The following is an 11,697-nucleotide window of genomic DNA, read 5'->3' on the forward strand; positions in this document are numbered from 1 at the left end:
GTCCGATGTTTCGGAACTGGGGACTAAAAAAGCAGTTTTTAACTGTATTTCTTGTCTTAATTACATTACCGACTGTTTTATTCGGGTTTCTTATCTATTACCAAACGACCGTGAATTTTAAAAAGCAAGCGGAGGAAAACACGGTCCGAAGAATGGAAGTTAATGAAGAAACCTTAAAATCTATCATTTCAAGTATCGAAAATATGACATCTTATATGATTTATGATAGTGATTTTAGAACGTTTTTCAAAACAGCAAAAGAAGATACCCATGAGATGGCCTATAAACAAGCAGAAGAAGGAATCCGTGGGTATTTTACCTTCCAGCTGATGACCCATGACTATATTAACTCGATTGAACTAAGAGGATATGACGGAAACACTTTGGACTTTGGAAACCCTGTTACAGGCGAAGAGGAGCAATTGGACTTAGCGGCATTGCGAGAGGACGGTGCTCCAAATTGGAGTAATACGTACGAGGTTATAAGTGACTGGGGTGGAAGCTACAATGTGATTAGCTTGACCCGAATTATTAATGATCTTCGAAATATCGATAAAGCGATTGGTATGGTTAGGGTTCGACTTGATCAATCCGCTCTTTTTGATCGGATGGAAGCCAATGCACCTTTGCAGCAAGGAAGTTATTTTATTATGTCGAAAAAAGGCAACGTTGTCATTCACAAGAATGAATCGGAGGTTGGTCAGTCTTACCCGGACAAAGAAGTTAGTGAATTTGTCGCTAACAGTGGAAAAACAACGATGACTTATCAAGCGGATAATGGGAGTCATCTTGTTGTAAAACGGCCAATCGAGGGAACTCCGTGGGTATCTGTAGCCATTGTAAATGATGATGAAGTAGTCAGTGAACTCTATCGCGTTCGAGCGTTGATTGTAGACATGATCATTTTGCTTTTAGTGCTAGGGGTTATTGCATTTATTGGATTCTACGTCTTTAACATTAAACGGATTACCGAGTTAACAGAGCAGACGAAGCAACTAGAAAATGGAGACTTTTCAGCAAATGTCCGTGTAACGTCTAAGGACGAAATCGGGATGCTCGGAACGCGATTTAATAACATGGTATGTACGATCCAGGAATATATTAACCGTGAATATAAATTAAAGATTAAGCAAAAGGAAACGGAATTAAAAGCACTTCAGCATCAAATAGATCCTCACTTTCTTTATAATACGCTAGACATGATCCGTTGGACTGCTCGGTTTGAGAAGGCAGAGAAAACGGGCCAACTGATTGAACGTTTGTCTAAAATGTTCCGTATGAACTTGAACAGGGGAAGGGCATGGGTCCATTTGGAGGAAGAGCTTTTATACATTCAAAACTACCTAGAACTGCAGAAAAGTAGATTAGGAGAGCGCTTTTCTTTCCATATTTTTTATGATGATCAAATTAAGCATGCGATTGTATTGAAGCAAATACTTCAGCCATTAGTTGAAAACAGTATTGTCCACGGTTTACATGGGAAGAAGGAAAAGGGTGTTATTACTATTCGTTGTTCTTTATATCAGGATAGTATCTGGCTAGATGTGATAGACAATGGAGTAGGTTTTGAAAAAGCGGAAAAGAATTCTAGTAAAGGTTCTGGCTTTGCCTTAAGTAATTTGCAAGATCGGTTGACCTTAGCGTTTGGACGAGGAGCAGGTGTGTATGTATTAGATGATAAGGATGGAACATGGGTGCGTGTCCAAATTCCATTTACTATAGAAGAGGAAGAGCTTCGAATTAATGAGGAATCGGGGGAGGAAAATGTCCTTTAAGCTTCTTATTGTAGATGATGAACCGATTATTCGGGAAGGGTTAAAGTCTACCATTCCATGGGACAGCTATGGCATGGAAGTAGTGGACGTGGTGGAAGACGGAGAAGCAGCCTTAGAATGGATGGAAAACCACAATGCTATTGATTTAGTATTAACGGATGTCCGGATGCCGAATATGGATGGTCTTCAGCTCGCTACTCACCTAACATCACGGTTTCCTAACGTGAAAATTGTCATGATTAGTGGGTACGATGAGTTTAAATATGCACAACAAGCTATTCAGCTTGGGGTAGAGGACTATTTGTTAAAACCGGTAGATGTAGATGAATTGGTGCAGGTTGTGGAAAAGGTAGCAAAGGAAATGGAAGTGGAGCGAGAGAAAAGTGCCAAGCACCAACAGTTAAACATAAGTCATGCCATGTATCATCAAGTATTCGATCATACCTCAATCCTTCCAGATAATTTGAAAGCATTTCAGTCTCTTTGTATATATCCATTTCTGACAATGGTAAAGGAATATGTACGGGTGACGGAGCAATTTTCCGATCAAAAGGTGGATCGATGGCAGCAGGAATGGATGAAACAAATCCATAAGCAGTTTTTGCAACATGAATGGTCCGTGTTTTCAATTTTTACGACTGAGAACGTCCTTCTGTCCTGTGTTGTAGATCCTGAGCAAAACCTACAACCTTCGAAGATAATTGATATTGTAAAGGAAACGAACATGCCGTTTGATATCGTATTGAACTCTACTCAAATACCGTTGGGAAAACTACATCAAGTATATCCTAAACTAGTCCGAAATATTGAGCGTATCGCAGTAGAAGAGCAAGTGGTTACTGCTACAGAAAAAATACTGCAGGTAAGTCCTGATCTCGAGTGGTTGAAGGAACAAGAGGATACGTTTAACGAGTTTATTTTTCAATCTAATTCAAAAGGGTTAGAAGAGCAGACAGAAAAGGTATTCCAACACTTCCTGGCTGAACAATATACACTACAACAAGCTAAACACGTTTTAGAAACGATTATTCAGCATGTCGTAAGTCGTTTTGACCCATTATTTGATCGAGATATTTTGGTGAATGACTTTACTTTTACACGTGAAGTAAACGTTCATGTGTATAATTCATTCCGTCTTTTGGAGGAAGTCTTTATACAAGACCTCATGAAAGTTGTTCATCTACTTCAACGGAAAGATAATAAGCTGTGGATGATTGAACGGGCCGAACACTATATCCATTCTTATTATGCGTCCGATATTAAAGCCCACGAGGTTGCGGATGTTATCCATCTATCCCCCAACTATTTTAGTTCTTTGTTTAAACAAAAGACAGGTAAAAATTTTAATGAGTATCTCAATGAATTACGGGTCGAAAAAGCAAAGGTCCTCTTAGAGGAAACTCCTTTGAAAATAAATGAAATTGCAGATACGGTGGGATTTCATGAGTATAAATATTTCGTAGATGTTTTTAAACGATTTGTTCAAATGACTCCAACTAAATATCGTTCTTGGATGTCTTCTAAAAAGAAAGTGAATTAAAAAGGAGAGGTTGATATGCAGACGAAAACAATAAAAGTGCCAGAAGATTTCATACTAGGCGCAGCAGTATCCGCATGGCAAACAGAGGGATGGGCAGGGAAAAAGCCGTTCCAAGATTCTTATTTAGACCTTTGGTATAAAAATAATAAACATGTATGGCATAACGGGTATGGACCTGCGGGTGCGACGGATTTTTATAATCGTTACAAAGAGGATATTGGTTATATGAAAGAGATTGGTTTGACTCATTTTCGTACTTCCATCAACTGGTCACGCTTTTTACTCGATTACGAGGAAGCGGTTGTGGATGAAGATTACGCTGCTTATGTAGATGATGTTATTAACGAGTTACTTGCTAACGGTGTAGAACCAATGATTTGCCTGGAGCATTATGAAGTTCCAGCCGTACTATTTGAGAAATATGGTGGGTGGGGCTCGAAGCATGTTTTGGAGCTGTTTGTAAAATATGCGGAAAAAGTGCTCGAGCGTTACGGAGATCGAGTGAAGCATTGGTTTACGTTTAATGAGCCCGTCGTCGTTCAAACGAGAGTTTACTTAGATGCGATTCGCTATCCGTTTGAACAAAACACGAAAAAGTGGATGCAATGGAATTTTAATAAAGGGTTAGCAACGGCAAGGATCGTGGAATTATTCCGTGGCATGCAGTTGAAGGAGAAGTATGGAGCTAAGATTGGAGTAATTTTAAACCCAGAAGTGACCTATGCCAGATCTACTTCCGAGCATGATCAGGAAGCAGCACGAATCTATGATCTTTTCTTTAACCGTGTTTTCCTTGATCCAGCCATTAAGGGGACGTATCCAGAAGAATTATTTGAATTAATGGATAAGCATGACATCACATTTGAATATACAGAGGATGAGCTTCAGGTTATCAAAGAAAATACAGTGGATTATGTTGGTTTAAATCTTTATTTTCCTCATCGTGTAAAGGCACGCAGTTCTGCTTGGAACGAGCAAGCCCCTTTCCACCCGGAGTATTATTATGAAAAATTCGATCTACCAGGTAAGAAAATGAATCCATATCGGGGATGGGAAATCTATCCACAAATTATGTACGATATGGCTATGCGAGTAAAAGACGAATACGGCAATATCGAATGGTTTATTGCGGAAAATGGGATGGGTGTGGAAAATGAGCATCGCTTTAAAGATGAAAATGGACAAATTCAAGATGACTATCGTATTGAATTCATCGGTCAGCATTTGGATTGGTTAATTAAAGCGGTAAATGAAGGAGCAAACTGTAAGGGGTATATGCTTTGGGCTTTTTCGGATAACGTATCTCCGATGAATGCATTCAAAAATCGTTATGGATTAGTAGAAATTAATCTAGAAGATGATCGAAATCGCAGCTTGAAAAAATCAGCCTATTGGTATAAAGATGTCATCAAGACAAAAAAATTAATAGTAGAAGATGACGAGGTGTACAAATAATCGGTAAAAAAGATGCTTTGCTTGAAGCGAAGCATCTTTTTTACCACATCGTGATAGCCTGTCACCAAATAATAGAACTAGGAAGACTGATAAGGATAACGAGGCAGTTTAGTTTGGAGGGGAGAACATGAAAATCACATTTCGTTGGTTTGGGGAATCGGAAGATACGGTAACCCTTAGACAAATCAGGCAAATTCCTGGTGTGGACGGGATAGTAGGGGTAATATTTGACACACCGGCTGGAGAAGTCTGGTCCTTAGAGAAGGTCCAGCAGCTTAAGCAAACAGTGTTGGATTCGGAATTAAATTTAGAAGTTATAGAAAGTGTCAATGTACATGAAGACATAAAACTAGGCTTGCCAACGAGAGATACATATATTGAAAACTATCAAGAAACACTCCGCAATCTGGCGACCATTGGGGTAAAAGTAGTTTGTTATAATTTCATGCCAATCTTTGATTGGACCCGAACAGATCTCGCTAAGGCATTACCGGATGGTTCCCACGCGTTAGCTTTTGAAAATGGCCTCATTGAGGGAATTAATCCAGTGGAGCTTGCCGAACGAGTGGAAAATAATTCTAATGGCTATCCGCTCCCTGGCTGGGAGCCAGAGCGTATGAAGACGATCAAACAGCTCTTTAAGCTTTATGAGCAGGTGAATGAGGAAGATCTGTTTAACAACCTACATTATTTTCTGGAAAGAGTGGTTCCAGTCGCAGAAGAGTGTGATATTAAATTAGCCATTCATCCGGACGATCCACCGTGGTCTGTTTTTAACCTGCCTAGGATTGTAACCAATCAAAGAAACTTGGAACGCATTGTGAATCTCGTTGACAGTCCCTATAACGGATTAACATTATGCTCCGGTTCACTTGGAGCTAATCCGAACAATAATGTTCCGGAAATATTCCGAGAGTTTTTGAAGCGTGATCGTGTTCCATTCGTACATGTTCGGAACATTAAAAGGGAGGAGAATGGAGATTTTTCAGAATCCTCTCATCGAGGACAAGACGGGTCACTAGATATTTATGAAATTGTAAAAGCACTTCATGATTATGACTTTGGTGGGTACTTACGACCAGATCATGGACGGATGATCTGGGATGAACAGGCTAGACCTGGGTATGGGTTGTATGATCGTGCATTAGGCATTATGTATATACTTGGTATCTGGGATAGCTTAACAAAACAAAAGGTTGTTACACTCGAAGGGATAGAGGAGATGTCATGAAGTCATATCTTGCGTTAGATATTGGAGGAACATATGTTAAGCACGGAATCGTCAATGGGTTAGGTGAAATAGAAGGACTGGACAAATTTATAACACCTGGATCGCTTGAAGTGCTATTAGAAGGGATTACTCAATTGGCAAGGAATACGAAAAATATAGCAGGAATAGCTGTCAGCTCACCTGGTGCTGTTTCGGATTCAGGGGTTGTATATGGATCAAGTGCGGTGAAGTATATGCACGGACCCAATATCAAAAAATTAATTGCGGAGCGAACGGGTTATTCCGTTTTTATGGAAAATGACGCCCATTGTGCCGCATATGCAGAGCTATGGCAAGGAGCAGCTAAAGGGAAAAGTGACGTCATGGTCATGGTGATAGGAACCGGCATTGGGGGTGCAGTCATTAAAAATGGCACCATCCATAAGGGGGCCAATATTCATGGTGGAGAATTTGGCTATATGCTCCTAACTTCCGATGTGAGAAACAGTAATGATGTATGGAGTAGAGTTGCTTCTAGTAAAGCATTAGTTCGCAAAGTTGCTAATTTGAAGGGCATGGATCCGGAATACTTAACCGGTGAAGAGATTTTTGAGATGGTGGATCAACAGGATAGAGAAGTTACTCAAATCGTAGACGAATGGTACCATCTATTAGCGATAGGAATCTATAATCTACAGTATATTTACGATCCAGAAATCATTTTGATTGGTGGGGGAATTAGTGCAAGACAAGAACTGATTCCTAAAATACGGGAGAAATTGAAGGGAATTGTTGCTGCAATAGATCTAGCAAAAATTACTCCATCCATTGAGGCATGTCATTTTAGACAAAACGCTAATTTGCTGGGTGCAGTTTATGGGTATAGAAAACTATATGAAGAGCTGGAATAGTCTTTCCTTTTGGGAAAGGCTTTTTTATCGTATCTTAGAGTATGAATGTTCGACGTATGCCAATATCTGGCCGTCGACCTGCTAATAAAAAAGCGAACGCCAAAAAATAAAATAAACGCCAATAAAAAATACGTACAGCCATATGTCCTCCCCATAAGAACGTGACCCGGCTAGTCCTAAAAATAGATTTCTAGATTTCACCATGTTATCCTTGCAAAAAGCTTGGTAAAATAGAGGAATATGAGCTTTGGGGGGACTGCAATTATGAATATAGTATCGATAGATTTTGAAACAGCCAATAAATATCGGTCTAGTCCATGTGCCATTGGGATCGTTGTTTCAGATGGTGTGAAAATCATAGATGAGTTTTATAGTTTAATAAATCCACTCATGGAATTCGATCCATATAATATTTATGTGCATGGAATTGAGGAAGTAGAGGTTGTGGACGCACCAACCTTTGATGAACTATGGCCAGTTATTCAGAAATACATAGAAAATGGAATCGTAGTGGCGCATAATGCTAGCTTTGATATGAGTGTGTTACGTGCTTCCTTAGATCGTTATCAGCTTCCATATCCGACGATGGAATACCTATGTTCTGTTGTTCTTTCCAAACAGATCTGGCCAGGATTAGAAAACTATAAACTGAATCAGTTGGCTGATGTTCATTCTATTAGATTTAACCACCATAATGCTTTAGAAGATGCCAGAGTGGTAGTTCAATTATTACAAGCGGCGATTGCAGAACATGATGTGAGAACAATTTCGGAGCTTATAGACCTTCACGGTGTTTCTTGTGGTCGGATTTTTGAAAGGAGTTATGTGACTCCAAAGGTGAAGAAAAGAAAACAGTCTAAAAGGAGGGGAAGTGTTGGTCGTCCATAAAATTCCCCTTATTCAAAGGCTACTGAATGTATCCTTACAAGTGAAGATTTTGGGGCTCGTTGTTTCTCTTATTTTATTAATCATTGTTCTACTTACGAGTGTTTTCTCCTATATGGAGTCCAAGGAGGATGTGGAACAAGCGGAAGAGCTTGCATTACAAACTTCCAAAACACTTTCGTTTATGCCAGGAATTCAGGAAGCTTTTATCTCCTCGAGTCCAAAAAATATTACCCCCATTGTGGAACAAATAAGGGATCAGGTAAATGCATCCTTTATCCGCATCGTTCACAAAAATGGAGATATCTTTGCAAATCCCGGAGATATAGAGCTTCAAGGAAGTTTGGACGATTTATATCGATCGAGAGTGTTTGGTAGCTATTATGTCGCTCACAATGAGGAAGAGGAATCTAATGTTTTGAAGGGGATCTCTCCAATCATTATTGACTATGGTCCTTATAATCGTGTGGTGGGGACCGTAGAAGTTGCTTTTAATGTAGAAATGATTCAAAAAGAAATTTTAGCGGATATTCGAAATTTGATTCTATATTCCATAGGGGTTCTAATTCTGGGGATAATAGGAAGTTTTATGTTAGCCAATAGCATTAGAAAAGATACCCTTGGATTAGAGCCCTTTCAAATAGCAAGTCTTTATAGGGAAAGAGAAGGAATTCTACAGTCTGTAAAGGAAGGAATTATGGCTATTGATGATAATGGTAGGGTGTCGATGATAAATTTATCTGCACAATCACTGTTAGATGTTAAAGAGGATATAAGTGGGAAAGTGTTGTCCGAAGTTATTCATTCTCCTAAAATGTTAGAAGTGCTTCAATCCAATCAAGCAGAAACAAATGTAGAGATCCTACATCATGACCGTAATCTTATTGTAAACACTCAACCTATCTATGACACTGACAGAGTGGTTGGCGTTGTAGCTAGCTTCCGGGATAAAACAGAAATTAAAAAAATGGTAGATGCACTTTCAGAGGTAAAACAATATTCAGAGGATCTCCGCGCTCAAGCGCACGAGTTCACGAACAAATTATACGTAATCCTCGGGCTTATTCAACTAGGGAAAATCGAAGAGGCTACAGCACTTATTCAAGATGAAGCAGCGACTCAAACCCAGCATTCCACGTTGTTTATGAGTAGAATTCAAGATGAAAAAGTACAGGCGATTCTTTTAGGAAAGCTTGCAAAAGCATCTGAAAAGAAAATAGATTTTGTGATCGATTCAGATAGCTCTTTAGAACATATGCCTGGTCATATCGATCTTTCTCCATTGATTACAATTCTAGGCAATTTAATAGATAACGCCTTTGATGCTGTCCTAAACAAAGAGAGAGCAACAGTTACCTTTTTTGTGACGGATTTTGGGAAGGACATTATCTTTGAAATATCAGATACAGGAGATGGAATTAAACAATCTATAGAAAAATCTATTTTTATGAAAGCGTTCTCCTCTAAAGGTGAAAATCGAGGGTACGGATTAGCTAATGTAAAAGAAGAGATAGAGCTGATGAACGGCTGGTTGGAGTATAGCAGTGAAGAAGGAAGAGGCACGATTTTTACTGTCATTTTACCGAAATCACCTGTAAATTCTGAAATGAAAAAGGAGTGAGCAAGTATGTACAACGTACTAATTGCGGAAGACGATTTTCATGTAGCAGAAATTCATGAACAATACCTTTCCAAATTTCCTGAAATGACTTTAGTCGGAAAAGCAATGAACGCGAAAGAAACGATGGGTTATCTTGATAAAGAAAATATTGATTTAATTTTGCTCGATGTTTATATGCCAGATATGCTTGGTACAGAACTCCTTGAGCAGATAAGAAAGCAATCTCCACAAGTTGATATCATTATGATAACAGCAGCAACGGATAAAGCATTTCTTGAAAAAGCTTTACATTACGGAGTACAACACTACATGATCAAACCTGTAACATTGGAGCAGTTTTCATCTGCCCTAAAACAGTACTTACGAAATAAAAAAGTGCTGCAGTCTATGGAAGAAGTCGATCAAGAAACGGTTAACCACTTGTTTGGCTCTCCCTCCAAAGTTCCGGAAAAATCTGTCCTTCCATCCGGAATAGACTATTTAACCTTAAAAAAAGTAAGTGAAATATTAACTGCCGAATCACAAGGAATTACCTCGGAGGAAGTTGGAGCAAAGATGGGAGCATCTCGAACCACAGCAAGAAGGTACCTCGAATATTTAGTTGGAATCGGTCAAGCGGATGTGGAGCACGCCTACGGAATCGTTGGTCGTCCAGAACGAAGATATCACGCAAGATAAAACCTGTGAACAAAATGAACACAATTCATCTTATGCATACAAAAGACAATATTTTGGAAACGTTTACATTTAATTGACTGAAAGTTAGCATAAATCTTGTAAACTTTATTTTTCTACATGGGATGGGAGAAATAGAGATTAAAAGATTTCAGGAGGGGTGTTTTTTATGAAGAAGTTTTCCATGTTAATGGTGTTAGTAGTTATGATGCTTTCGGCTTGTGGGGGATCTGATTCTGCATCAGGGAATGGGAATTTTCCAACAAAAAATATTGAAATTATTGCACCAGCTTCGCCTGGTGGTGGCTGGGATTTAACAGCACGTTCGGTACAAAAGGTGCTACAAGATAAAGAGTTAGTAGAAAACAATATCAATGTTGTTAACAAGCCCGGTGGTGGCGGTGAAGTAGGTTGGAAGTATTTACAGTCCAAAGATGCTCATTACTTAGCAGTCAACTCCAGTTTAGTACTAACCAATAACTTGTTAGGTCAAAGTGATTTAACTTACAAAGAATTTACGCCATTGGCTACACTTGCTACCGAGTGGCAAGCCATTGCAGTACCTGCGGATTCTAAATATACATCTGCATCCGAGCTAATGAAACAAATGAAAAAAGATCCTAAATCCATAAAAATTGGTGTAGGTCCTGCACTAGGAAATGATGATCACCTTTCGTTTGTGCAAGCTGCCGATGAATTCGGTGTCGATCCTTCTCAAGTAGATTTTTTAGTCTATGAAGGCGGTGGAGATGTTGTAACCGCACTGTTAGGTGGACACGTGGATGCTGTAACGACCTCTCTATCGGAAGTGAAAGACCAACACCAAGCAGGGAAATTAAAAATTTTAGCTGTTTCTTCTGACAAGCGAATCGAAGGATTAGATGATGTTCCTACTTGGACGGAAGAGGGAGTAGACTTGGTGTTCCCGCACTGGAGAGGTATCATGGGACCACCAGATATGACGGAGGAACAAATTGCTTATTGGGATGAAAAGTTAGGAGAAATGGTGAAATCGGAAGAGTGGAAAGAGGTTCTGAAAAACAACGATTGGGATGGGTTCTATAAGAATAGTGAAGAGACAGCAGCGTTCATGAAAGAACAAGATGATCTTTACACGAAACTAGTTAACCAATCTGGACTTGCAGAATGATGATGGAAGGGGGAGTAATGGAAAATGAAAATACTAAAATTAACAATGCCGGTTCTATTACTCATTTTAGGAAGCTCCTTTTTAATTTTTTCATTCCAAATTGAAAAATCAAACCTTGGAAATCCAAACGGACCTTTGTATTTTCCGGTAGGGTTAAGTATTTTGTTACTTCTTTTTAGTGTGATTTATTTTATTCAAGAATGGAAAAAGAGACATGAGGATGATAAAGTGTTGAGCCTACTTCTCGCTGGAAGGACACCTAAATTAATTGGAGTAACGGTTCTTCTGGGAGTAGGCTACTCCCTCTTGTTTGAAAGAATTGGCTTTCTATTTTCTACTATTCTATTTTTAGGAGCACTCCTCTTTGTACTTAATGGAAAGAAAAAATGGATAACCAATCTGGTCGTTGCCATTTGTTTTTCTTTCCTTTCTTGGTACGCATTTAGTGAGCTTCTAGGAGTCAGTTTGCCATAGA

At 39.1% G+C, this 11,697-nt stretch carries 10 protein-coding genes; all 10 read left to right on the forward strand.

Annotated elements, in window-relative coordinates:
* The first annotated feature begins 5 nt into the window (after nucleotides 1-5).
* The 10 genes from KO561_RS07575 to KO561_RS07620 all read left to right on the forward strand — a co-directional run bounded on the left by KO561_RS07575 (nucleotide 6) and on the right by KO561_RS07620 (nucleotide 11,696).
* A complete protein-coding gene (locus KO561_RS07575; protein WP_231096507.1) occupies nucleotides 6-1,775 on the forward strand; it encodes a sensor histidine kinase in 1,770 nt (589 codons plus the stop codon).
* Nucleotides 1,765-3,315 carry a response regulator transcription factor gene (locus KO561_RS07580; protein WP_231096508.1) on the forward strand — a complete coding sequence of 517 codons (1,551 nt, stop codon included), beginning with the start codon at nucleotides 1,765-1,767 and terminating at the stop codon, nucleotides 3,313-3,315. The genes KO561_RS07575 and KO561_RS07580 overlap by 11 nt, the downstream gene beginning before the upstream one ends.
* A 15-nt stretch (nucleotides 3,316-3,330) precedes the next feature.
* Nucleotides 3,331-4,770, forward strand: a complete 1,440-nt coding sequence (locus KO561_RS07585) for a glycoside hydrolase family 1 protein (RefSeq protein WP_231096509.1) — start codon at nucleotides 3,331-3,333, stop codon at nucleotides 4,768-4,770.
* 127 nt (nucleotides 4,771-4,897) lie between these two features.
* The gene (uxuA, locus tag KO561_RS07590) at nucleotides 4,898-6,001 is read left to right on the forward strand and encodes a mannonate dehydratase (RefSeq protein ID WP_231096510.1); all 1,104 of its coding nucleotides are present in this window, start codon (nucleotides 4,898-4,900) and stop codon (nucleotides 5,999-6,001) included.
* Complete coding sequence (locus KO561_RS07595) at nucleotides 5,998-6,891, forward strand: ROK family protein (RefSeq protein WP_231096511.1); 894 nt, start codon at nucleotides 5,998-6,000, stop codon at nucleotides 6,889-6,891. Before uxuA ends, KO561_RS07595 begins: the two co-directional genes overlap by 4 nt.
* Nucleotides 6,892-7,155: 264 nt before the next feature.
* The gene (locus KO561_RS07600) at nucleotides 7,156-7,779 is read left to right on the forward strand and encodes a 3'-5' exonuclease (protein WP_231096512.1); all 624 of its coding nucleotides are present in this window, start codon (nucleotides 7,156-7,158) and stop codon (nucleotides 7,777-7,779) included.
* Nucleotides 7,766-9,397, forward strand: coding sequence for a sensor histidine kinase (locus KO561_RS07605; protein ID WP_231096513.1), 1,632 nt, complete (start codon nucleotides 7,766-7,768; stop codon nucleotides 9,395-9,397). Before KO561_RS07600 ends, KO561_RS07605 begins: the two co-directional genes overlap by 14 nt.
* Nucleotides 9,398-9,403: 6 nt before the next feature.
* The gene (locus tag KO561_RS07610) at nucleotides 9,404-10,075 is read left to right on the forward strand and encodes a response regulator (RefSeq protein WP_231096514.1); all 672 of its coding nucleotides are present in this window, start codon (nucleotides 9,404-9,406) and stop codon (nucleotides 10,073-10,075) included.
* Between the two features lie 166 nt (nucleotides 10,076-10,241).
* Nucleotides 10,242-11,222, forward strand: a complete 981-nt coding sequence (locus tag KO561_RS07615) for a tripartite tricarboxylate transporter substrate binding protein (RefSeq protein ID WP_231096515.1) — start codon at nucleotides 10,242-10,244, stop codon at nucleotides 11,220-11,222.
* Between the two features lie 24 nt (nucleotides 11,223-11,246).
* Nucleotides 11,247-11,696 (forward strand): tripartite tricarboxylate transporter TctB family protein, encoded by a 450-nt coding sequence (locus KO561_RS07620; RefSeq protein ID WP_231096516.1) that lies wholly within the window; start codon nucleotides 11,247-11,249, stop codon nucleotides 11,694-11,696.
* The last annotated feature ends 1 nt before the right edge of the window (nucleotide 11,697 follow it).

The sequence above is a fragment of the Radiobacillus kanasensis genome, from assembly GCF_021049245.1.
GTDB lineage: Bacteria > Bacillota > Bacilli > Bacillales > Amphibacillaceae > Radiobacillus > Radiobacillus kanasensis.

Coding starts and splice junctions, on each gene's coding strand:
- KO561_RS07585 (WP_231096509.1), top strand. CDS start 3,331: ATGCAGACGAAAACAATAAAAGTGCCAGAAGATTTCATACTAGGCGCA.
- uxuA (WP_231096510.1), top strand. CDS start 4,898: ATGAAAATCACATTTCGTTGGTTTGGGGAATCGGAAGATACGGTAACC.
- KO561_RS07575 (WP_231096507.1), top strand. CDS start 6: ATGTTTCGGAACTGGGGACTAAAAAAGCAGTTTTTAACTGTATTTCTT.
- KO561_RS07610 (WP_231096514.1), top strand. CDS start 9,404: ATGTACAACGTACTAATTGCGGAAGACGATTTTCATGTAGCAGAAATT.
- KO561_RS07595 (WP_231096511.1), top strand. CDS start 5,998: ATGAAGTCATATCTTGCGTTAGATATTGGAGGAACATATGTTAAGCAC.
- KO561_RS07600 (WP_231096512.1), top strand. CDS start 7,156: ATGAATATAGTATCGATAGATTTTGAAACAGCCAATAAATATCGGTCT.
- KO561_RS07615 (WP_231096515.1), top strand. CDS start 10,242: ATGAAGAAGTTTTCCATGTTAATGGTGTTAGTAGTTATGATGCTTTCG.
- KO561_RS07620 (WP_231096516.1), top strand. CDS start 11,247: ATGAAAATACTAAAATTAACAATGCCGGTTCTATTACTCATTTTAGGA.
- KO561_RS07580 (WP_231096508.1), top strand. CDS start 1,765: ATGTCCTTTAAGCTTCTTATTGTAGATGATGAACCGATTATTCGGGAA.